The sequence below is a fragment of the Nocardia sp. NPDC004260 genome (assembly GCF_053603155.1).
In genome coordinates this window covers 25,270-46,804 of record NZ_JBSGEZ010000061.1, presented here as the reverse complement: position 1 = coordinate 46,804, position 21,535 = coordinate 25,270, and the positions used below count along the sequence as shown (strand labels likewise).

At 68.3% G+C, this 21,535-nt stretch carries 20 protein-coding genes; 5 read left to right on the top strand and 15 right to left on the bottom strand.

The genetic code is table 11. From position 1 onward, the window contains the following. Nucleotides 1-88: 88 nt before the first annotated feature. Nucleotides 89-919: an alpha/beta fold hydrolase gene (locus tag ACWEO7_RS28970; RefSeq protein WP_452427869.1), complete on the top strand. Its 831-nt coding sequence runs from the start codon at nt 89-91 to the stop codon at nt 917-919. A gap of 39 nt (nt 920-958) precedes the next feature. On the opposite strand, the gene ACWEO7_RS28965 is transcribed toward ACWEO7_RS28970, so the two are convergent. Continuing rightward, the gene (locus ACWEO7_RS28965) at nt 959-1,201 is read right to left on the bottom strand and encodes a MarR family transcriptional regulator (protein ID WP_452427867.1); all 243 of its coding nucleotides are present in this window, start codon (nt 1,199-1,201) and stop codon (nt 959-961) included. Between the two features lie 250 nt (nt 1,202-1,451). Here ACWEO7_RS28965 and ACWEO7_RS28960 point away from each other — a divergent pair, with 250 nt between their 5' ends. From ACWEO7_RS28960 to ACWEO7_RS28950, 3 genes are read left to right on the top strand one after another with little or no spacing between them, the layout of a single operon-like run. Beyond that, nucleotides 1,452-1,685, top strand: a complete 234-nt coding sequence (locus ACWEO7_RS28960; protein WP_452427865.1) for a hypothetical protein — start codon at nt 1,452-1,454, stop codon at nt 1,683-1,685. Further along, nucleotides 1,685-2,233 (top strand): DUF6879 family protein, encoded by a 549-nt coding sequence (locus tag ACWEO7_RS28955; protein WP_450016953.1) that lies wholly within the window; start codon nt 1,685-1,687, stop codon nt 2,231-2,233. Before ACWEO7_RS28960 ends, ACWEO7_RS28955 begins: the two co-directional genes overlap by 1 nt. A gap of 5 nt (nt 2,234-2,238) precedes the next feature. After that, nucleotides 2,239-3,066: a helix-turn-helix domain-containing protein gene (locus ACWEO7_RS28950; RefSeq protein ID WP_452427863.1), complete on the top strand. Its 828-nt coding sequence runs from the start codon at nt 2,239-2,241 to the stop codon at nt 3,064-3,066. Between the two features lie 60 nt (nt 3,067-3,126). Here ACWEO7_RS28950 and nuoN read toward each other — a convergent pair whose 3' ends face one another. The 14 genes from nuoN to ACWEO7_RS28880 all read right to left on the bottom strand — a co-directional run bounded on the left by nuoN (nt 3,127) and on the right by ACWEO7_RS28880 (nt 19,852). Then, the gene (gene nuoN / locus ACWEO7_RS28945) at nt 3,127-4,752 is read right to left on the bottom strand and encodes an NADH-quinone oxidoreductase subunit NuoN (protein ID WP_452427861.1); all 1,626 of its coding nucleotides are present in this window, start codon (nt 4,750-4,752) and stop codon (nt 3,127-3,129) included. Continuing rightward, on the bottom strand, nt 4,749-6,371 hold the full coding sequence (locus ACWEO7_RS28940; RefSeq protein WP_452427859.1) for an NADH-quinone oxidoreductase subunit M: 1,623 nt from the start codon (nt 6,369-6,371) through the stop codon (nt 4,749-4,751). Before ACWEO7_RS28940 ends, nuoN begins: the two co-directional genes overlap by 4 nt. After that, complete coding sequence (gene nuoL / locus ACWEO7_RS28935) at nt 6,368-8,254, bottom strand: NADH-quinone oxidoreductase subunit L (protein ID WP_452427857.1); 1,887 nt, start codon at nt 8,252-8,254, stop codon at nt 6,368-6,370. Before nuoL ends, ACWEO7_RS28940 begins: the two co-directional genes overlap by 4 nt. A gap of 1 nt (nt 8,255) precedes the next feature. After that, nucleotides 8,256-8,555, bottom strand: a complete 300-nt coding sequence (gene nuoK, locus ACWEO7_RS28930) for an NADH-quinone oxidoreductase subunit NuoK (protein WP_040866745.1) — start codon at nt 8,553-8,555, stop codon at nt 8,256-8,258. Then, nucleotides 8,552-9,382: an NADH-quinone oxidoreductase subunit J gene (locus ACWEO7_RS28925; RefSeq protein WP_355074000.1), complete on the bottom strand. Its 831-nt coding sequence runs from the start codon at nt 9,380-9,382 to the stop codon at nt 8,552-8,554. The genes nuoK and ACWEO7_RS28925 overlap by 4 nt, the downstream gene beginning before the upstream one ends. Continuing rightward, nucleotides 9,379-11,247, bottom strand: a complete 1,869-nt coding sequence (gene nuoH / locus ACWEO7_RS28920) for an NADH-quinone oxidoreductase subunit NuoH (protein ID WP_452427873.1) — start codon at nt 11,245-11,247, stop codon at nt 9,379-9,381. The genes ACWEO7_RS28925 and nuoH overlap by 4 nt, the downstream gene beginning before the upstream one ends. Nucleotides 11,248-11,263: 16 nt before the next feature. After that, on the bottom strand, nt 11,264-13,801 hold the full coding sequence (locus ACWEO7_RS28915; RefSeq protein ID WP_452427855.1) for an NADH-quinone oxidoreductase subunit G: 2,538 nt from the start codon (nt 13,799-13,801) through the stop codon (nt 11,264-11,266). Beyond that, complete coding sequence (nuoF, locus tag ACWEO7_RS28910) at nt 13,798-15,120, bottom strand: NADH-quinone oxidoreductase subunit NuoF (RefSeq protein ID WP_379254453.1); 1,323 nt, start codon at nt 15,118-15,120, stop codon at nt 13,798-13,800. Before nuoF ends, ACWEO7_RS28915 begins: the two co-directional genes overlap by 4 nt. After that, nucleotides 15,117-15,884: an NADH-quinone oxidoreductase subunit NuoE gene (gene nuoE / locus ACWEO7_RS28905; protein ID WP_452427854.1), complete on the bottom strand. Its 768-nt coding sequence runs from the start codon at nt 15,882-15,884 to the stop codon at nt 15,117-15,119. Before nuoE ends, nuoF begins: the two co-directional genes overlap by 4 nt. Further along, the gene (gene nuoD, locus ACWEO7_RS28900; protein WP_452427852.1) at nt 15,881-17,206 is read right to left on the bottom strand and encodes an NADH dehydrogenase (quinone) subunit D; all 1,326 of its coding nucleotides are present in this window, start codon (nt 17,204-17,206) and stop codon (nt 15,881-15,883) included. The genes nuoE and nuoD overlap by 4 nt, the downstream gene beginning before the upstream one ends. Further along, a complete protein-coding gene (locus ACWEO7_RS28895) occupies nt 17,206-17,982 on the bottom strand; it encodes an NADH-quinone oxidoreductase subunit C (protein ID WP_452427850.1) in 777 nt (258 codons plus the stop codon). Before ACWEO7_RS28895 ends, nuoD begins: the two co-directional genes overlap by 1 nt. Further along, on the bottom strand, nt 17,979-18,533 hold the full coding sequence (locus ACWEO7_RS28890; RefSeq protein ID WP_040866749.1) for a NuoB/complex I 20 kDa subunit family protein: 555 nt from the start codon (nt 18,531-18,533) through the stop codon (nt 17,979-17,981). Before ACWEO7_RS28890 ends, ACWEO7_RS28895 begins: the two co-directional genes overlap by 4 nt. Nucleotides 18,534-18,584: 51 nt before the next feature. Then, nucleotides 18,585-18,965, bottom strand: coding sequence for an NADH-quinone oxidoreductase subunit A (locus tag ACWEO7_RS28885; RefSeq protein WP_067807371.1), 381 nt, complete (start codon nt 18,963-18,965; stop codon nt 18,585-18,587). 467 nt (nt 18,966-19,432) lie between these two features. Further along, nucleotides 19,433-19,852, bottom strand: coding sequence for an Rv3143 family two-component system response regulator (locus ACWEO7_RS28880; RefSeq protein WP_452427849.1), 420 nt, complete (start codon nt 19,850-19,852; stop codon nt 19,433-19,435). A 141-nt stretch (nt 19,853-19,993) separates the two neighbouring features. Between ACWEO7_RS28880 and ACWEO7_RS28875 the strand changes: the two genes are divergently transcribed. Then, entirely contained in the window at nt 19,994-21,535 is a 1,542-nt protein-coding gene (locus ACWEO7_RS28875; protein WP_452427847.1) for a hypothetical protein, read from the top strand.

Here is a 21,535-nt window from a genome sequence, read left to right as displayed (position 1 = left end):
GAGCGACCGACCCAGGCCGTCACCCCGGCTCCCCCCGAGTCCCTTCCACGAACCCCGTAACAAGATCCGCGCAAAGGATGGTGCCCTAGTGACCCATCTGCCGTCCGCGACCACCGCGCGGACCCTCGACGTCCCGGGCGCGCACCTGTACTACGAACTGCGTGGCGCGGGCCCGCTGGTCGTACTGGCGGGCGCGCCGATGCACGCCGCCGCGTTCGCGCCGTTGGCCGATCTGCTGGCCGTGGACCGCACCGTGCTCACCACCGACCCGCGCGGGCACCAAAGTTCCACGCTGAAGGACACCGAAGAGGACTCGACGCCGGAACTGCGCGCCGACGACCTCGCCCGGCTGATCGTGCACGTCGACGCCGGGCCCGCGGTGGTCTTCGGTTCCAGTGGCGGTGCGGTGACCGCGCTCGCACTGGCCCAGTCTCGTCCTGATCTCGTCACTACGGCGATCGCGCACGAACCACCGATCAACGCGCTGATCGCCGACCGGGACGCGCATCGAGCCGCGACCGACGACCTCGTCGCCACCTATGCCCGAGGTGACGTGCTCGGCGCTTGGCGGAAGTTCTTCGCGGCCGCGAACATTGCGATGCCCGAGCCGGTGCTCGAGCAGATGTTCGGCCCGGAGCGCGACCCGCGGCAGCTGGCCAGTGAACGTTACTGGTTCGCCCACGAGATCCGCGGCACCACCACCTGGGAACCCGATATCCGCGCCCTGCACCACGCGTCCACTCGTCTCGTCATCGGTATCGGCGCGGAATCCGCCGGGCAATTCTGTGATCGCACCTCGCGCGCGCTCGCCGCGGCGCTCGACCTGACACCAACGCTGTTCCCCGGTGGACACACCGGATTCGTCGACGATCCTGGCGCCTTCGCCGACCGGCTGCGCGAAATCCTCGACAAGTCCTGAATCGGCTGGAGTGTCGCCTGCGAAGTCGCGGGATCCGACTCACAGCGTGAATCTGCGGCCCTTCGCGGCCCACTCGCCGCGGCCGCGCGGCGTGATGGCCCAGCGGCCGCGGTACCGGCAGTCCATGATCAAACCACGCGACTGCAGGCGCAGCAATGCGCTGCGCACCGACCAGGCGGTCAGTCGCGCCTGCTGCGCCAGTTGCTCCACAGTGAGCAAACCGCCCGGCGCCAGCACACCCAGCACCGCGAAATCGGCGGCAGTCCTGGGGCGTCTCATCATGTCGCGGCCCTTTCCCTCGAGGAGAAGGCAGCCCGGGACCGACATCGGCGCGGTGGCTCGGGTTGCCGAATCGACGGTAGAAGCCACACCGATACCGCCGCCTACATTTTGCGCGACTTTGCGAAGTGCGTTGACCCGCATCGGGTCCGGTGGGGACGATTGCACGACATCGTCCGCCAGCTCTCGCAAAGGATCAGCTATGAACCTGCGACTTCTCGGATCCGGATCCGACCATGGAGCTTGCCCCGCCGTGTATGCGACCGACACGGGCGTGCTCGTGGTGCAGGGCGATGCCACCGACCGCACGGGCACGGTGCGTGTACCGCACCAATTGCTGGACTGGCTGGAACCCGGCATGTGGCTACGGGTGGAGGCGAGTGGAACCTGCGGTTCGGTGCTGGTGGCCGGCGAACCGGTCACCGACCCCGAACTGCTCGCCCAGTTGACCCTCGACCGTCACGAAACCGCCGTGGTGGTGCGCTGATGCTGCACGTCGCCGGTGACCGCTGTTTCGAGCCGCTCTTTCGGGCGGCTCGATTCCGCGCTTTCCACTTGGAGGTGAGAGATCAGTACGTGATGGAGGACGAGCAGGAAGCGTTGCGCCGCTTCGATGCCGGAGTAGCGTACGAGCGAGAGGAACAGCCCGAGTCGTGGAAAGCCTGGGATGCTCTGATGGTCGAGTCGGCTACCCGCGGAGTCACGCTGGAGCGACTACGTGTCGTGACGGTCCCGCATACCGGCTACACCCGGTGGTTGTTGTCGGCGACCGACGACAACATCGCCACCGGCGAGGCGGTGCGCTGGCTACCGCGGCATCTGGTCGACGCGGCGGATCTGCCGCACGACGACTACTGGCTGTTCGACTCGGACACGGTGGCCTTCAACACCTTCGCCGAGAACGGGGCGTTCACCGGGCTGTCGATCAGTACTGATCCAGCGCTGGTCGCCCGGTACCTGCGGGTGCGGGAACGGCTGTGGCCCATGGGCATCGATCATCAACGATATTGCGAGAGTGAGCACGTACCCGAGTGAACGGTGTGTCGGACGCACGCGAGGTGCTGGGCGCGCGCCTGCGTGAACTTCGTCGCGCTGCCCACCTCACCGGCCTGGAGCTGGCCGCGAGGTGCGGCTGGCATTCGAGCAAAGTCTCCCGGATCGAGGGCGGCAAGCAGACGCCGTCGGAAGCGGACCTCGCCGCGTGGTGTGAAGCGTGCGGTAACACCGCCGTGCTGGACGACCTGGTCGCCAATGCGCGCAATCTGCAGTCGATGTACCTGGAATGGCAGCGCACCGTCGCCTCCGGGCACGCGCGCAGGCAACGGCAATCGATCCATTTGGAATCGCAGACCACGCAGATCCGCTGGTACGCGCCGGACACGTTGCCGGGGCTGCTGCAAACCGAGGGCTACGCGCGCGCGATCCTGACCGCCTGCATCGCGGTGACCGGTGGGCGCGACGACCTGGAAGAAGCGGTGGCCGCACGCATGACCCGTAAGCAGGTGCTCTTCCGGGTGAAACACCGGTTCCACTTCGTGATCAACCAGGCCGCGCTCTGGCGCACGGTCGGCGACGCCACCGTCATGGCCGAGCAGCTCGCCCACCTGCTCGCGGTGATGGCCAACCCGACTGTGCGGTTGGGCATCATCCCGATCTGCGCCGAGTACCGCGCCCCCGCGACGAACTTCGTCATCTACGACCGCTCACAGGTGCTGACCGAGACGGTCTCGGCGGAGCTGACGATCACGCGCCCGTCCGAGATCGCTCTGCACGAGAAGACCTTCGCGATCCTTGCCGACCAAGCCGAGTACGGCGATCGCGCCCGGGCGCTGATCGCGAAAGCGCTGCAAGGCCGGCGCGGCGCCTGAGCGCGTCGAGCCGTGAGACGACGATGCCGCCGCGGTCGTGCGGCGGCGGCATCGGGCCGGTCAGCGAACGAACGTCGCCGCCTGATCGGCGAGGTCGAGCAACGGCTGCGGAAAGACACCGAGCGCGAACGTGATCGCCGCGGTGATCGCCACGATCGTCGTCGTCAGCGGCGGGCTGACCAGCACCGGCGCGTCGGCGGGCGGGTCGGTGAAGAACATGAGCACGATGACCCGCAGGTAGAAGAACGCCGCGACGGCGCTGCAGATCACGCCGATGACGACCAGTGGTGCCGCGCCGCCTGACGCGGCGGCCTCGAAGACGGTGAACTTGCTGACGAAGCCGCTGGTGAGCGGCAACCCCGCGAAGGAAAGCAGGAACAGCGCGAATACCATTGCCAGCCAGGGTGACCTGCGGCCCAGCCCCGCCCACCGTTGCAGGCCGGTGGCCTCGTCACCGTCCGGCTCGCGGACCAAGCTGACCACCGCGAACGCGCCGAGTGTGCCGATGCCGTAAGCCAGCAGATAGAACAGCACGGCCGCGACACCGCGGGCGTTGGCCGCCACCGGGCCGGTGAGCAGGAACCCGGCATGCGCCACCGAGGAATACGCAAGCATTCGTTTGACGTCGGTCTGCGTGATCGCCATGACCGCGCCGACGGCCATGGTGGCGATCGCGACGGCCGCGAGGATGGGCCGCCAGTCGTCGCGCAGACCGGGCACCGCGACCTGCAGCACACGCACCAACGCGCCGACCGCCGCGATCTTGGTGGCCGCGGCCATGAACCCGGTGATCGCGGTGGGAGCGCCCTGGTAGACGTCGGGGACCCAGGACTGGAACGGCACCGCGCCGATCTTGAACAGCAGGCCGACCGCGAGCATCGCGATCCCGAGGACCGCCAGCGTCGCGTTGTCCGGATGCTGGGCGATCGCGTCGGCGATGCCGCCGAGTCGCACCGTAGCCGCCTGGCCGTACAGCAGCGCGACGCCGTAGAGGAAGAACGCCGAGGAGAACGCGCCGAGCAGGAAATACTTCAGCGCCGCCTCTTGGGAGAGCAACCGCTTGCGCCGGGCCAGGCCGCACAGCAGATATAGCGGCAGCGATAGCACTTCGAGGGCGACGAACATGGTCAGCAGGTCATTGGACGCCGGGAACAGCAGCAAGCCGCCGACGGCCAACAGCGTCAGGGGGAACACCTCGGTGGTCGCGACACCCGCGCGCAGCGCCGCGGCTTCGGTCGCGCTGCCGGGCACCGCCGAGGCCTGGGGCGTGAACGCGTCCACACCGCGTTCGAGGGTGGCGGCGGCTCGGCTCCAGGTTCCGGGGCCCGACCGCGCCCGCAGACGCGGCTCGGCTCCGCGCTCGGCGATGAACAGGATCCCGAGCAGCGACACCACCAGGATCGTGCCCTGCAGGAAGAGGGTCACGCCGTCGATCGCGACCGCACCGGCGACAGCGGTGGATTCGGTGCCTGCCAGCAGCACCACCGCGATCAGCGCGGCGACCAAGCCGACCACGCTCAGCACCAGATGGGTGGCGTAGCGGTAGTGCCGGGCGACGAACGCTTCGGCCAGCACACCGAGTACGGCGGCGCCGAACACGATGAGCATGGGGGACAGGGCGCCGTATTCGATGCTCGGCGCGGGAACGCTCGCGGCGAGCGTCGCGGTGGAGGCGAGGTCGGTCATTTGTGGACACCTCCGGGATGGTGGGTCGATCCCGCTTCCGCCGGTGGTGTCGACGGTGCGGGGTCGGTCCGGCCGATGGTGGTGAGGGTCTGGCTCACCGCGGGATTGATGAAGTCGGTCAGGACTTTCGGGTAGATACCGAGGAACAGCAGCGCGGCGATCAGCGGTATCACGACGGCGAGTTCGCGCGGGGCGAGATCCCAGATCCGCTCGTTGCCTTTCTTCACCGGTCCGGTCATCATCCGCTGGTAGAGCCACAGCACGTAGAGGGCAACGAGCACCAGCGCGCTCGCGGCGATCACGGCGGCGAACCGGTAGCGGGTGAAGGTACCGATCAGCACGAGGAATTCGCTGACGAAGGGTGCGAGCCCGGGTAGCGAGAGCGTCGCGAGACCGGCGATGAAGAACGTGCCCGCCAGCACCGGGGCCACCTTCTGCACGCCGCCATAATCGGCGATGAGCCGGGTTCCGCGCCGCGACACCAGGAACCCGGCCACCAGGAACAGTGCGGCGGTGGAGATGCCGTGATTGACCATGTACAGCGTCGCGCCGGTTTGACCCTGGCTGGTCATGGCGAAGACGCCGAGGATGATGAAACCGAAGTGGGAGATCGAGGTGTAGGCGATCAGGCGCATCACGTCGGTCTGCCCGATGGCCAGCAGCGCGCCGTAGACGATGCCGATCACCGCGAGCGTGATCACCAACGGCGCATAGGTGCTCGACGCGTCGGGGAACAAAGGCAGGCAGTAGCGCAGCATGCCGAAGGTGCCCACTTTGTCGACCACCGCCATCATCAGCACCGCGCTGGACGGCGTGGCGGCGACGGCGGCGTCGGGCAGCCAGGTGTGCAGCGGCCACAAGGGCGCCTTCACCGCGAAAGCGAACATGAACCCGAGGAACAGGGCATTGAGCACCGCGGGACCCGCGCCGAGCTGCCCGGCGTTGGCGGCGGCGACCACGGTGCGGAAATCGAACGTGCCCGAGGACCCTTCGCCCAAACCTTCGCGGGCGGTGAGTACGTACAACCCGATGACCGCGGCCAGCATGATCAGCCCGCCGAACAGGTTGTACAGCAAGAACTTCACCGCCGCGCGCGAGCGCTGCCTGCGCGCCAGCGCGTCGCCGGTGCGCGGCCCGAACCCGCCGATGAGGAAGTACATCGGGATGAGCATCGCCTCGAAGAAGACGTAGAACAGCAGGATGTCCAAGGCGACGAAGGAGACCAGCACCATCGCCTCGACGAGCATGATGAGCGCGACGTAAGTGTGGGCCACCCGCTTGCCGCTGCCGACTTCGCGTTCGTCGTGCCAGCCCGCCAGGATCAGCAGGGGCACCAGTGCCGCGGTCAGCAGCACCAGCACCAGTGCGATGCCGTCCAGTCCGAGGGTGTAGCCGGCGCCGAACGCCGGAATCCACTGATGGGATTCGATGAATTGGTATTGCGCGCCGCCGGGATCGAAGCGCACCGCCAGCGCGATGCCGATACCGAGGGTGAGCACCGAGAAGGCCAGTGCCACCGCGCGCGCGAGCGTACGTCGCGCGGCGGGCAGCACGAGCACGATCGCCGCACCGACGACCGGCGCCAGCCACAGCGTCGTCAACCAGGGGAACTCGCTCACCACAACCTCACCGCCAGCAGGGCTGCGGCCACCAGGGCCGCGCCGGTGAACATGGACAGGGCATAGGAGCGCACGAAGCCGGACTGCACACGCCGGGCTCGTGCGGACAACCCGCCGATCAGCGCCGCGGTGCCGTTCACGACGCCGTCGATGCCGCGATTGTCGAGGAAGACCAGCGCCCGGGTGAGGTACTGTCCCGGCCGCATGAACGCCGTTTCGTTGACCGCGTCGCCGTAGAGGTCGCGGCGCGCCGCGACGGTGAGCGCGGAGACGGCTTCGGGTGCGGTCTCGGGGATGTCGCGCTGCGCGTACTGCGAGTAGGCCACCCAGACTCCGACGGCGACCACACCCAGCGCCAGGATGGTGACCAGCGCCGCGGGAACGGTTTCGGTACCGTGGTGGGCGCCCACGACCGGTTCGAGCCAGTTCTGCAGCGAGGAGCCGAAGACGAACACCGCGCCCGCCCCGATCGAGCCGAGGGCGAGCAGGATCATCGGCCCGGTCATCACCGCGGGGGCTTCGTGCGGGTGGGTGTCCGGTTTCCAGCGCCGTTCGCCGAAGAACGTCATCAGCATGACCCGCGTCATGTAGAACGCGGTCAGGCCCGCGCCGAGCAGCGTGACCAGTCCCAAGGCGACCCCGCCGAGGCCGCCTTGGTTGAACGCCGCCTCGATGATCCGGTCTTTGGAGAAGAATCCGGCGAACGGCGGAACACCGATGATGGCGAGGTAGCCGAGGCCGAAGGTGACGTAGGTGATCGGCAGCAGGGTGCGCAGTCCGCCGTAGCGGCGCATGTCGGTTTCGTCGTTCATCGCGTGCATCACCGAACCGGCGCCGAGGAACAGCCCGGCCTTGAAGAACCCGTGGGTGAGCAGATGCATGATGGCGAAGGCGTATCCGGCGGGGCCGAGTCCCGCGGCCAGCACCATGTAGCCGATCTGGCTCATGGTGGAGGCGGCGAGCGCCTTCTTGATGTCGTCCTTCGCGCAGCCGATGATCGCGCCGAACAGCAGGGTGACCGCGCCGACCAGCACCACGCCCAAGCGCGCGTTCGGTGCGAGGTCGAAGATCGCGTTGGAGCGCGCGATCAGGTACACGCCCGCGGTCACCATGGTTGCCGCGTGGATGAGCGCCGACACCGGCGTGGGGCCTTCCATCGCGTCACCGAGCCAGGATTGCAGCGGCACCTGCGCGGACTTGCCGCACGCGGCCAGCAGCAGCAACAGGCCGATCGCGGTGAGTGTGCCCTCGCCCGCGGCGGACGCGGCGCCGAACACGACGTCGAAGTCGATCGACCCGAACGTCGCGAACATGACCATCATCGCGATCGCCAAGCCCATGTCGCCGACCCGGTTGACGACGAACGCCTTCTTCGCCGCCGTTGCCGCCGAGGGCTTTTCGTGCCAGAACCCGATCAGCAGGTAGGAGGCCAAGCCGACGCCCTCCCAGCCGAGGTAGAGCACGAGGTAGTTGTTCGCCAGGACCAGCAGCAGCATGGCGGCGAGGAAGAGGTTCAGGTAGGCGAAGAACCTCCGGCGCGCCGGATCGTGGCTCATGTAGCCGATCGAGTAGATGTGGATCAACGAGCCGACGCCGGTGATCAGCAGTGCGAAACATATCGACAGCTGATCGAGTCGCAGCGAGAAGTCGACCTGGAGACCGGCTACCGGGATCCAGCTGAACAAGTCCTGGCGCACTGCCCGGTCGGCGGTGTCGCGCCCGAGCATGTCGGCGAACGCGAGCGCGGCGACTACGAACGAGGCGAGGGCCAGCGCGGTGCCGAGCAGATGGCCCCACTTGTCGGCGTAACGTCCGGTCAGCAGCAGGACGATCGCGCCCGCCAGGGGGAGGGCGGGCAGCAGCCACAGCGTTGCGGTGTCCACGTCAGAACTTCAGCAGGTTGGCGTCGTCGACCGAGGTCGAGCGGCGGGTACGGAAGATGGTCATGATGATGGCCAGGCCGACGACCACCTCGGCCGCGGCGACCACCATCGTAAAGAACGCGAACACCTGTCCGTCGAGATCGGCGTGCATCCGGGCGAAGGTGACGAACGCGAGGTTCACCGCGTTGAGCATCAGTTCGATGCACATGAACACGACGATGGCGTTGCGCCGCAACAGCACTCCGGCCGCGCCGATCGTGAACAGCAGGGCGGACAGGAACAGGTAGTTCTCGGGATTCACCGGTTGCCTTCCTCGTCGCTGGGTGTGTCGGCCGCGTCCGCCGCGGGCGTGGTGCCGACCGAGATGACGGCCGCTTCGGTGAGCGCCCTGGTGCGGCGGTGCCGCAGGATGGTGCTGACCGACAGTTCCTCGAAAGACCCGTCGGGCAGCCGCGCGGGGATGTCCACCGCGTTGTGCCTGGCGTAGACGCCGGGGGTGGGCAGTGGTGTGGCGCGGTGGCCCTTCTCGCGGAAGCGGCGGCGTGACAGTTCACGCTGATCGGTGCGGGGGCCGAAGTGCTCGCGGTGCGCGAGCACCATGGCGCCGATGGTGGCGGTGATCAGTAGGGCGCCGGTGAGTTCGAAGGCCCACACGTAGCGCAGGAAGATCAGTTCGGCCAATTCGGCGATCACGTTGCGGCCGGGGAAACCGTTGGCGGGGAAGGTTGTTCCGGATTCGCGTACGCCGTGGGCGATGCCGCCGCTGAGCAGCAGCCCGAAGCCGATGCCGACCGCGGCGGCCGCGAGTCGCTGGCCGCGGATGGTCTCCTTCAGCGATTCGGCGGAGTCGACGCCGACGAGCATCAGCACGAACAGGAACAGCATCATGACCGCGCCGGTGTAGACCACGATCTGCACGATGCCGAGGAACAGTGCGTCCTGGGCGATGTAGAACGCGGCCAGCGCGATCATCGTCGCGGCCAGGCACAGTGCGGAGTGCACGGCCTTGGGGGCGAACACCATGCCGAGCGCGCCGAGCACGGCGATAGGGGCGAGGATCCAGAATTGGACGGTCTCGCCGGTGGATGCGCGGGTCAGTGGCTCCGCGGCCAGGATCAGTTCGGTCATCGTGTCACTCCTTCCGCGCCGGCGGTGGCGGGTTTGCGGAGCGCGTCGGTCGCCGTGGCACCGCTGGTGGCAGGCCCGCCGGGCACCCGGCCGAGGTAGTAGTCGGCCTCGTCGGCGCCGGGGTGCATGGCGTGCGGCGGTGCGGTCATTCCGGGCTGCAACGGGGCGAGCAATCGGTCCTTCTCGTAGATCAGGTCGGCCCGGTTGTCATCGGTCATCTCGTAGTCGTTGGTCATCGTCAGCGCCCGGGTGGGGCAGGCTTCGATGCACAGGCCGCAGCCGATGCAGCGCAGGTAGTTGATCTGATAGACCCGGCCGTATCGCTCACCGGGCGAGAACCGTTCGGTCTCGGTGTTGTCGGCGCCCTCGACGTAGATCGCGTCGGCGGGGCAGGCCCATGCGCACAGCTCACAGCCGATGCACTTCTCCAAGCCGTCGGGATGCCGGTTGAGCTGGTGCCTGCCGTGGTAGCGCGGCGCGGTCGGCGTCTTCTGCTCGGGATAGAACTCGGTGTTCGGCTTCTTGAACATGGTGCCCGCGGTAACCGCGAAGCCGGCCAGTGGATCGAACAGCCCGGCTTTGGTGCGGGTGGCGTCGCGTGTGTGCGCGTCGGCGGGCAGCGGCGGAACCGGGAAGCCGAGGAAGACCGTCGACTCGGGGGAATCCGCGATCACGGGTTGCTCGACCGGTGGCGGCGCCGCCTGCGCCCGGCCTGCCCGCAGGAATTGCAGCACCAGTAGCCCGGTGACGACCAAGCCGCCGATCACCAGGATGGGGGTTTGCACCCGATGGCCCTCTGCCTGCAACACCCGTGCGGTGGCCACCACCATGACCCAAGCCAGCGAGGTCGGGATCAGCAGTTTCCAACCGAGATTCATGAACTGGTCGTAGCGCAGCCGGGGCAGTGTGCCGCGCAGCCAGATGAACACGAACAGGAATGTCCAGACCTTCGCGGTGAACCACAGCACCGGCCACCAACCGGAATTGGCGCCGTCCCACATGTTCAGCGGCCACGGCGCGTGCCAGCCACCCAGGAACAAGGTGGTGGCCAGCGCGGACACCGTCCCCATGTTGACGTACTCGGCCAGCATGAACATGGCGAACTTGAGCGAGGAGTACTCGGTGTGGAAGCCGCCGACCAGCTCGCCCTCGGCCTCCGGCAGGTCGAACGGCGCCCGGTTGGTCTCGCCGACCATCGAGACGCAGTAGATCAGGAACGACGGCAGCAGCAGGAACACATACCAGGTGCCTTCCTGCGCGGATACGATGCCGGAGGTGGACATGGTGCCCGCGAGCAGGAACACCGTCGCGAAGCACAGCGCCATCGCGATCTCGTAGGAGATGACCTGCGCGGTCGAGCGCAACCCACCCAGCAGCGGATAGGTCGAGCCCGACGACCATCCGGCCAGCACGATGCCGTAGACGCCGATGGAGGTGATCGCGAGGATGTACAGCACCGCCACCGGCAGATCGGTGAGCTGCAGCGGCGTGATGACGCCGAAGAACGACACCTCGGGCCCGAAGGGGATCACCGCGAACGCCATGAACGCGGGCACCACCGAGATGACCGGCGCCAGGATGTAGATCGGCTTGTCCACGATCGCCGGGACGATGTCCTCCTTGAGGGCCATCTTCACGCCGTCGGCGATGCTCTGTAACGAGCCGAACGGCCCGGTCCGGTTGGGGCCGATCCGCATTTGCATGCGTGCCACGATCTTTCGTTCCGCGAGCACGGCGATCAGCGGAATCAGCATCAGGTAGACGAAGACGGCCAGCGCCTTGACGATCACCAGCCACAAAGGGTCGTGCCCGAAGCCGGCGGGCGCGTAGGGATCGGAGGCGGCGTGGGTAACCGTGGAGGTCAGGGCGAGCGCGGCGAGATCACTCATGACGGTGCTCCTTCATCCTCTCGTCGGCGTGCCGCAGATGCACGATCGCGCCGGGCTGCACGGCGAGTTGCTCGGCGATGGAGCAGCCGGGCGAGTGCTGCGGCAGCCAGACCACGCGGTCGGGCAGGTCGCTGATCATCAGGGGGAGCGTGACCGTGCCGCGGCTGGTGGCGACCGTGACCGGGTCGTCGGGTTGTACGCCGATCTCGGCGGCGGTGGCCGCCGACAGGCGCACCACCGGGGGCCGGGCGATGCCGGCCAGATTCGGTTCGCCGTCCTGCATCCGGCCTTCGTCCAGCAGCATGCGCCAGCTGGCGAGCACCGCCGTTCCTGGCTCGAGCCGCGGCAACGGGTTCGGCCCGTGCGCGGGGGCGGTGACGGGTGCGCCGTCCCACGCGCCGAGTTCGGCGAGTTCGGCGCGGGCGGTTTCGATGTCGGGCAGGCCGAGGCGCACCGACATCTCCTCGGCGATCGCGTGCAGCACGCGCTGATCCGACAGCGGCGCGGTCTGGCGGCGCACCATGTCGTCACCGAGCGCGGCGGCGAACGGGCGCGGCCTGCCCTCCCAGGTGCGGAAGGTGCCGGATTTCTCCATGGCCGCGGCCACCGGGAAGACCACGTCGGCGCGTTCGGTGACCGGGCCGCGGCGCAGTTCCAGACTCACCACGAACCTGGCCGCGTCGATCGCGGCCAGCGCTGCGGCCGGGTCGGGCAGGTCGGCGACATCGACCCCGCCGATGACCAGCGCGCCGAGGCCGGAGGCGGCCTCCAGGATCGCCGTGGTGTCGCGGCCCGCGCCGACGGGCAGCTCCGGTACGTTCCAAACAGCCCGGACCTGTTGGCGGGCACGGGGATCGGCGACGGGCCTGCCGCCGGGAAGCAGGCCGGGCATGGCGCCCGCTTCGACCGCGCCACGTTCGCCTGCCCGGCGCGGCACCCAGGCGAGGGCGGCCGCGGTTTCGTCGGCGAGGCGAACCGCGGCCGACAGCGCGCCCGCGACGCCCGCCATCCGCTCGCCGACCATGATCACCGCACCGGGTTCGCGCAGCAGCCGGGCCAGATCGGCCAGCTGGGCGGGGTCCGCGCCGGGCGTGGTGATCTCGCCGGTGCGGATAGCGTCGAGCAGATGCGGTTCGGCGCCCGGCACGGCGCGCATCAGCCGTCCGGACATGCGCTCGAGCCCGCGCGAGGAGTACGGCGCGAGCGAGTAGATCGGTAGGCCGCGCTTGCGGGCCGCCTTGCGCAACCGCAGGTAGACGATCGGCGACTCTTCCTCGGGTTCGAATCCGACGAGCAGGACGACCGGTGCGGCTTCCATGCTGTCGTAGGTGACCGCGCCGTCCCGGCCCGCGACGCGGGCGGCGAGGAAATCGGCCTCCTCGGCGGAATGCGCGCGGGAGCGGAAGTCGATGTCGTTGGTGCCGAGGGCGACTCGCGCGAACTTCGCGTAGGCGTAGGCGTCCTCCTCGGTGACCCGGCCGCCGACCAGCACGCCTGCGTTGCCGAAGGACGCGGCCAGCCCCTCCGCGGCCGCGGCCAGCGCCTGCGACCACGAGGCGGGGGCGAGTTCGCCGTCCCAGCCGCGCACCAGGGGGGTGGTGAGCCGGTCGGGTGCGGTGGCGTAGGCGAAAGCCCACCGGCCCTTGTCGCAGTTCCATTCCTCGTTGACCTGCGGGTCGTCTCCGGCCAACCGGCGCAACACCTTGCCGCGCCGGTGGTCGGTGCGCTGGGCGCAGCCGGAGGCGCAGTGCTCGCAGATGTTCGGGCTGGACACCAGGTCGAACGGGCGCGCGCGGAATCGGTAGGCGGTGCCGGTGAGCGCGCCGACGGGGCAGATCTGCACGGTGTTGCCGGAGAAATAAGAGTCCAGCGGTTCGGCCTGCGCGGTGCCGACCTGTTGTAGCGCGCCGCGATCCATCAGTTCGATGAACGGGTCGCCCGCGATCTGCTGGGAGAAACGGGTGCAGCGGGCGCAGAGTACGCAGCGTTCCCGGTCCAGCAGCACGGCCGTGGACAGCGGAATCGGTTTGGGGTAGGTGCGTTTGCGGCCGTCGAACCGGCTTTCGGCGCGGCCGGTGGACATCGCCTGGTTCTGCAGCGGGCACTCGCCGCCCTTGTCGCACACCGGACAGTCGAGCGGATGGTTGATCAGCAGCAGCTCCATCACGCCCTCCTGCGCCTTGTCGGCGGCGGGGGAGGTGAGCTGGGTGCGCACCACCATGCCGTCGGCGACGGCCATGGTGCAGGAGGCGACCGGCTTGCGCTGCCCTTCGACTTCGACCAGGCATTGACGGCAGGCGCCGACCGGGTCGAGCAGCGGATGGTCGCAGAAGCGGGGGATCTGGATGCCGATGAGCTCGGCGGCCCGGATCAGCAGTGTGCCGGGGGGCACGCTGACGGGGGTGTCGTCGATGGTCACGGTCACCAGATCGGCGGGCGCGGGGCCGCCGTTGTGGTCGCGCACGGCGGCAGGCCCGTTCGCCGCCCGGCCGCCACCTCTGATCGAATCGCTCCGCGATACCGGTTTCATCGGACCTCTTCTCCTGACTCGGCCCATGCCGTGCTGCGCGCCGGGTCGAACGGGCAGCGGCCGAGCCGCAGGTGTTCGACGTACTCCTCGCGGAAGTACTTCAGCGAGGAGATGATCGGGCTGGCCGCGCCGTCGCCGAGGGCGCAGAACGACTTGCCGTTGATGGTGTCGCTGATATCGAGCAGCTTGTCCAGGTCGGATGCGACGCCGGTGCCCGCCTCGATACGGTGCAGCAGCTGCACAAGCCAGTAGGTGCCCTCCCGGCACGGGGTGCACTTGCCGCAGGATTCGTGGGCGTAGAACTCCGTCCAGCGCAGCACGGCGCGCACCACGCAGGTGGTGTCGTCGAAGATCTGCAAGGCTTTGGTGCCGAGCATGGATCCCGCACCCGCGACGCCTTCGTAGTCGAGCGGCACGTCGAGGTGTTCCTCGGTGAACAGCGGCGTGGACGAACCGCCCGGAGTCCAGAACTTCACCCGATGCCCGGCGCGCACGCCACCGGCGTAGCCGAGTAGTTCGCGCAGCGTCACGCCCAGCGGCGCCTCGTACTGCCCGGGCCGGGTGACGTGACCCGACAGCGAATAGAGCGTGAAGCCGGGCGAGCGCTCGCTGCCCATGGAGCGGAACCACGCGATGCCGTTGCGGATGATGGGCGGCACGCTGGCGATGGACTCGACGTTGTTCACCACGGTCGGGCAGGCGTACAGACCCGCGACGGCGGGGAACGGCGGGCGCAGGCGAGGCTGGCCGCGGCGGCCTTCCAGCGAGTCCAGCAGTGCGGTCTCCTCACCGCAGATGTAGGCGCCCGCGCCCGCGTGCACGATCAGCTCGAGGTCGTAGCCGGAGCCGAGGATGTCGTGACCGAGGAAGCCCGCCTCGTAGGCCTGGGCCACCGCGGCCTGCAGCCGCCGCAGCACCGGAACCACCTCGCCGCGCACGTAGATGAACGCGTGCGCCGCGCGGATGGCGTAGGCGGCGATGACGACGCCTTCGATCAGCGCGTGCGGGGCGGCCAGCATGAGCGGAATGTCCTTGCAGGTGCCGGGTTCCGATTCGTCGGCGTTCACCACCAAGTAGTGCGGTTTGGTGACGCCGTCGGGACCGGGCCCCTGCGGGATGAAACTCCATTTCATGCCGGTGGGGAAGCCCGCGCCGCCGCGCCCGCGCAGGCCCGCGTCCTTGACGGTCTGGATGATCTGATCCGGGTCCATCCGCAGGGCGGTGCGCAGCGCCTGGTAGCCGTCGTGGCGCAGGTAGGTGTCCATCGTCCAGGACTGCGGATCGTCCCAGTAGGTGCTGAGCACCGGGGTGAGCGTCATCGCCTGCCCTCCGCGTCCTCTTCCGGCGCGGGGGCGCGCATGCCCTGTTCGCGGGCCACCCGCAGACCCGCGAGTGTCGCGTCACCGGCCACGCCGTCGAGCACGCCGGGGCGCTCGTCGGGGAAACCGGCGAGGATGCGGGCGGTCTGCTTGAACGTGCACAGCGGCGCGCCCCTGGTCGGGGTGACCTGCTGTCCGGCTCGCAGCGCGTCCACCAGCGCCCGTGCGGACTCGGGGGTCTGGTTGTCGAAGAACTCCCAGTTGACCATGACGACCGGCGCGAAGTCGCAGGCCGCGTTGCACTCGACGTGCTCCAGCGTGATCGATCCGTCCGCGGTGGTCTCGCCGTGCCCGATGCCGAGGTGGCGCTCGAGTGCGGCGAGGATGGCGTCGCCGCCCATGACCGCGCAGAGCGTATTGGTGCAGACGCCGACGTGGTAGTCGCCGGTCGGTGTGCGCCGGAACATCGAGTAGAAGGTGGCGACCGCGGTGACTTCGGCGCCGGTCAAGCCCAATTGCTCGGCACAGAACTCGATTCCGGTGCCGGTGACGCAACCCTCCTCGGACTGCACCAGGTGCAGCAGGGGCAGTAGCGCCGAGCGCGGATGCGGATAGCGCGCGATGATCTCCTTGGCGTCGGTTTCGAGCCGTTCGCGCACGAAGGGCTGGTACGGCTCGGGCCGGGCGCTGAGCTTCAGCAGGACCCGCGTCCCACCGGTCCCGTAGCCGCCGTTCGGGGTATCGCCGTCTGTTGCCGGGTTCATCGGTCCACTCCGCCCATGACGGGGTCGATGCTGGCGACCGAGGCGATGACGTCGGCGACCATGCCGCCCTCGCACATCGCCGCGACCGCTTGCAGATTGGTGAACGAGGGGTCGCGATAGTGCACGCGGTAGGGCCGGGTGCCGCCGTCGCTGACCATGTGCACGCCCAGCTCGCCGCGCGGTGACTCGACGGCCGCGTAGACCTGGCCGGCCGGAACGCGGATGCCTTCGGTGACCAGCTTGAAATGGTGGATCAGGCCCTCCATGGACGTGCCCATGATCTTGCCGATGTGCTCGGGGGAGTTGCCGAGTCCGTCGGCGCCGAGTTGCAGGTCGGCGGGCCAGGCGATCTTCTTGTCGTCGATCATGACCGGGCCGGGCCGCAACCGGTCCAGGCACTGCTCGACGATTTTCAACGATTCCTTCATCTCTTCCACCCGGATGACGTAGCGGCCGTAGCAGTCGCATCCGGTGGTGATGGGAACGTCGAATTCGTAATTCTCGTAGCCGCAGTAGGGCTGGGCTTTGCGCAGGTCGTGCGGCAGGCCGGTGGCGCGGAGCACCGGGCCGGTGATGCCGAGGGCCATGCAGCCCTGCAGGTCGAGATAGCCGATGTTCTGGGTGCGGGCCTTCCAGATCGGGTTGGCGGTGAGCAGGCGCTCCATATCGCGCAGCCGTTCGGGCAGCAGCGCGAGCAGTTCGCGCACCTTGGTGACGCCGTTGTCGGGGAGGTCCTGAGCCAGGCCGCCGGGGCGGATGAACGCGTGATTCATCCGCAGGCCGGTGATCGTCTCGAACACGTCGAGGATCAGCTCGCGTTCGCGGAAGCCGAACAGCATCGGCGTCAACGCCCCGAGCTCCATGCCGCCGGTGGCCAGGGCGACCAGGTGCGAGGAGATGCGGTTGAGCTCCATCAGCAGCACGCGGACGATCGTGGCGCGCTCGGGGATCTGCTCGGTGATGTCGAGCAGTTTCTCCACGCCCAGGCAGTACGCCGTCTCGTTGAAGAACGGCGACAGGTAGTCCATCCGGGTGACGAACGTGACGCCCTGGGTCCAGTTGCGGAATTCGAGGTTCTTCTCGATCCCGGTGTGCAGGTAGCCGATTCCGCAGCGGGCTTCGGTGACCGTCTCGCCTTCGATCTCGAGGATCAGGCGCAGCACACCATGGGTGGACGGATGCTGCGGACCCATGTTGACGACGATGCGTTCTTCGCCCGCGCCGGACAGCGTCTCGGCCACTTGGTCCCAGTCCTGGCCTGCGACGGTGACCGTGGCGGGCCCGGGCGCGGTGACCTCGGGTTCGGTGTCGGTGTCGCTCATCAGCTGTATGCCCTCCGCTCGTCGGGCGGCGGGATGCGCGCGCCCTTGTATTCGACCGGGATCCCGCCGAGCGGGTAGTCCTTGCGCTGGGGGTGGCCGCGCCAGTCGTCCGGCATGGTGATCCGGGTCAGCGAGGGGTGCCCGTCGAACCGGATGCCGAAGAAGTCGTAGGTCTCGCGCTCATGCCAGTCGGTGGTCGGATACACCTCGTAGAGCGAGGGGATGTGGGGGTCCGCGTCCGGTGCGGAGACCTCCACCCGTAGACGGCGGTTGTGCGTGATCGACATGAGGTGGTAGACGGCGTGCAGTTCACGGCCGGAGTCCTCCGGGTAGTGCACGCCGTCGACGCCGAGACAGAGCTCGAATCGCAGTGCGGGATCGTCGCGCAACGCGCCGGCCACCGTGGGCAGATGCTCCCGGCGCACGTGCACAGTGAGTTCGCCACGGAAGACGATCACCTTCTCGAGCGCCGCGTCCGAGCGGACGCCGGTGGCGGCGAGCGCGGCGTGGAGCGCGGCGACCAGCTCGTCGAAGTACCCGCCGTAGGGGGCGGACGTGCCGCCGGGCAGGGTGACGGGGCGGACCAGGCGGCCGTAGCCGGAAGTGTCGCCGGTGCCGGTGACGCCGAACATGCCGCGGCGCACGCCGATCACGTCGGTCTCCGCCGGCCTGGAATCCTCTTCCGGCAGTGTGCCTTCGGGGCCCGCGGTGGCGGCGGCATCGATCGCGTCGTGCGCGGGCGGGGTTTCGGTGTCGTCAGGGGTGTCGAAGGTCATCGCAGCAGACCCTCCATCCGGATGGTCGGCGTCGAGGCGAGCGCGGCCTGTTCGGCGGCGCGAATGGCCTCCTCGCGGTTGACGCCGAGCGGCATCTGTTGAATCTTGGCGTGCAGTGCCAGGATCGCGTTCAGCAGCATCTCCGGCCGGGGCGGACAGCCGGGCAGATAGATGTCCACCGGCACGACGTGATCGACGCCCTGCACGATGGCGTAGTTGTTGAACATCCCGCCGGAGGAGGCGCAGACGCCCATCGCCAGCACCCATTTGGGTTCGGTCATCTGGTCGTAGACCTGGCGCAGCACCGGAGCCATCTTCTGACTCACCCGGCCCGCGACGATCATCAGATCGGCCTGCCGCGGCGAGGCGCGGAAGGCCTCCATGCCGAAGCGGGCGATGTCGAAACGGCCCCCGCCGGTGGCCATCATCTCGATGGCGCAGCAGGCGAGCCCGAAGGTGGCCGGCCACAGGGAGCCCTTGCGCAGGTATCCGGCGAAATCCTCGACCGTGCTCAGCAGGAAGCCGCTGGGCAGTTTTTCCTCGAGACCCATGTTCTACTGACTCGCTTCCACTCGTCGGCTACGAATTCGGCTGCGCGGGGGTCAGTCCCAGCTGAGCCCACCCCGTCGCCATTCGTAGGCGTAGGCCACCGAGACGTTGACGATGAACAACGCCATCGCGGCCAGACCGAAGAGACCGAGCGCATCGAAGTGGACTGCCCACGGGTAGAGGAACACGATCTCGATGTCGAAGATGATGAACAACATGGCGGTGAGGTAGTACTTCACCGGAAAGCGTTGTCCGGTAACGTTTCCCGGTCCGCCTGCCACGGCATGCGGCGTGGGTTCGATACCGCATTCGTAGGGTTCCAGCTTTGCCCGGTTTCGTCGTTTCGGGCCGACCAGGGCGGACAGAACGATGGAGAACAGCGCGAACGCCGCCGCGATCGCGCCGAGTACAAGCGTCGGCACCTCGATGTTCACGACTGCACTTCCCCTCCTTGCGAGCGGCAGCTGACAACAGCGTCCGAGGCGGGCTGACGTCGTTGTCCGCCTCGGCCAGACTCGCCCCTCGGCTCCACCCGGGGACGGTCATGGCCAGATCCGTCTCCGTGTGAGGTAGAGCACAGCCTACAACTGAACCGGCGGCCCGCACCCCGTTTGGCGACGGCGTTTGATCGAATTCAGTACAAGCATTTATGACCGAAACGGTGGTAATCCGCGCGAGGGGCCCGCACCGTTGGGTGAACGGTCAGTTGGAAACGCTGAGGTGTCGGGTACCGCGACGCCAAATGTGGTCCCGAGCGGGTTCGCAGTCGGAAAAGGCGACAAATTGTGCGGCGCACAACGGTGCCGGCGAGCGGTGCGCCCCGGGGTCGCTTACCGGCGGTCTGGGGCGCGGCGGCACGCCCGGGTGAATTAATTCATGATCGCTATGAATTGCCGGGGGGTCAGGCCGCGGAGCGGCTGCGCAGCAGAGCCACGACGGCCTCGGTGAGCCGGAGCGGATCAATGGGATGCGCCACCGCTGCCTCCGCGCGCGACCAGCTGGCAAGCCATGCGTCGTCGGCCCTGCCTGTGAGCACCAGCAGCGGCGGGCACGGATCGACTTCGTCCTTCAACTGCTTCGCGATGCCGAGCCCGCCGACGGGGGTGGCCTCGCCGTCGAGCACGGCCAAGTCGATGCCACCGGCGTCCAGCTGCGCGATCACCACGGGAGCGGTGGCGACCTCCAGGTACTCGAACTCCGGTAGCTCCGTGCTCGGACGCTTGCCCAAGGCCTGGATCACCTGGCGCCTGGTGTCGGCGTCGTTGCTGTACACGAGGACCCGCAGTGGGGTGGAACGAGGGGAATCGGCCACGAACGGCATGGTACGTCCGCGAGGGCGTACCGCGTGGCAGGTTCGGCGCAGATGGTTCGCGCGCGTCGTGCGCGGCGCGTCACCAGTGCGGTCGTCCGGCGAAAGCCGATGGCAAGCAGTTGATAAGAAACTGCCGGTAAAGTCCGGCCAATGCGGGGAGATATCACGCAGGCCCTCGTCGACACCGACGTATGGACCGATGAAATGCTCGGCAGCGCCGGGATTCCGGTGTTCGACGTACCGTTCGTGACCATCGGCAGCGGGATCGGATCGTTCGTCACCTACGACACGCTCCGGATCTTCGGCGTGCCCGCCGAAGCGATGGCGGTGCTCGGTCCGCAGGAGCACCCGTGGACCTCCTACGAGTACCTCACCAGGGTGTCGCAGATCCCCCGTGGCGAACGCCTGCGCAGCGACTCGGCCTCCACGCCGGACAACATCTGGGGCTTTCCGTCCTACGCGGTGCGGGAGGCGATCGCGGACAAGTCGATCAAGCCGCTGTGGAACGTCTTCGTCGAGCCGATCTTCGCCAACTACTACACCCCGCGTGCGGGCCAGGCGTTCGCCTCCATGGAGCGGGAATTCCACCGCATCGGCTATGCCCGCTCGTTGCACCGCGGGCACGTGCGCATGGTCCGCAAGCGCAACGGCGGCGGATACTTCACCATCCTCACCCCGCCCGCGGGTTCGACACCGACCAAGCGGGTCGCTTTCCGCAGCACGTATGTCCATGTCGCCGTAGGCTATCCGGGACTGAAGCTGCTGCCGGATCTGCAGGAGTATCGCGAGACCCATCGTGACCCCACCCGTGTGGTCAATGCCTACGAGCCGCACGAGCACGTCTACCAGGCGCTCCAGCGGCGGCCCGGCACGGTGCTGATCCGTGGCAGCGGGATCGTGGCCAGCCGCGTCCTGCAACGGCTCATCGACGATCGGGACAAGTACCGGCTCGACACCCGGATCCTGCACCTGTTCCGCACGTATATCGCCGGCTCGCACGGCAAGAACGTCTTCAGCAGGCGCAAGGGCGGCGACGGATGGGCCTACCAGGGTTTCAACTATCCGAAGTCGGTGTGGGGCGGTCAGCTCAAGCAGAAGGTGCGACGACTGCAAGGCGAGGAACGGGCGCGCGCGTACAAGGAGATCTCCGGCACCAACACCCCCATCCGTGACAACTGGCAGGAACAGTTGCGCCGCGGCCGCAGGGAGGGGTGGTACCAGGTGATGGCCGGCACGATGCGCGCTCCGCGTCCTGCCGCGGGACGGCAAGGCGTGGTCGCCACGATTCTTCCGGACTCCAGCGCACCCTTGCCTTTTCCTCCGCCGACGCAACCGTTCGACACGACCGTCGACTACATCATCGACTGCACGGGGTTGGAAGCCGACGTCCGGGAGCACCGGCTGTTGGCAGACCTGCTCGACCACACCGGCGCGGGCCGTAATCCGCTCGGTCGGCTGGACGTGGACACGACCTTCGAGCTGATCGGCACCCGCAGCGGCACGGGACGGATATACGCCTCCGGCAGCGCGACGCTCGGCGGGCCGTTCGCCGGGGTGGACACCTTCCTCGGCTTGCAGATCGCCGCGCAGGAGATCGCCGACGACCTGGCCGCGGTCGGGTTCTGCCGCAGGATGGGGCCGCTACGCTCGACGCGCCAATGGTGGCTGTGGGTTACGAACGAGAAGATCTGA

Bases quoted from the DNA above. Each gene is read 5' to 3' on its own strand.
- ACWEO7_RS28895 (WP_452427850.1), bottom strand. From the start codon at position 17,982: ATGACCTTCGACACCCCTGACGACACCGAAACCCCGCCCGCGCACGAC.
- ACWEO7_RS28955 (WP_450016953.1), top strand. From the start codon at position 1,685: ATGCTGCACGTCGCCGGTGACCGCTGTTTCGAGCCGCTCTTTCGGGCG.
- nuoE (WP_452427854.1), bottom strand. From the start codon at position 15,884: ATGAACCCGGCAACAGACGGCGATACCCCGAACGGCGGCTACGGGACC.
- ACWEO7_RS28925 (WP_355074000.1), bottom strand. From the start codon at position 9,382: ATGACCGAACTGATCCTGGCCGCGGAGCCACTGACCCGCGCATCCACC.
- nuoD (WP_452427852.1), bottom strand. From the start codon at position 17,206: ATGAGCGACACCGACACCGAACCCGAGGTCACCGCGCCCGGGCCCGCC.
- ACWEO7_RS28880 (WP_452427849.1), bottom strand. From the start codon at position 19,852: ATGCCGTTCGTGGCCGATTCCCCTCGTTCCACCCCACTGCGGGTCCTC.
- ACWEO7_RS28875 (WP_452427847.1), top strand. From the start codon at position 19,994: ATGCGGGGAGATATCACGCAGGCCCTCGTCGACACCGACGTATGGACC.
- nuoF (WP_379254453.1), bottom strand. From the start codon at position 15,120: ATGACGCTCACCCCGGTGCTCAGCACCTACTGGGACGATCCGCAGTCC.
- ACWEO7_RS28890 (WP_040866749.1), bottom strand. From the start codon at position 18,533: ATGGGTCTCGAGGAAAAACTGCCCAGCGGCTTCCTGCTGAGCACGGTC.
- ACWEO7_RS28915 (WP_452427855.1), bottom strand. From the start codon at position 13,801: ATGAAACCGGTATCGCGGAGCGATTCGATCAGAGGTGGCGGCCGGGCG.
- nuoN (WP_452427861.1), bottom strand. From the start codon at position 4,752: ATGACCGACCTCGCCTCCACCGCGACGCTCGCCGCGAGCGTTCCCGCG.
- ACWEO7_RS28965 (WP_452427867.1), bottom strand. From the start codon at position 1,201: ATGATGAGACGCCCCAGGACTGCCGCCGATTTCGCGGTGCTGGGTGTG.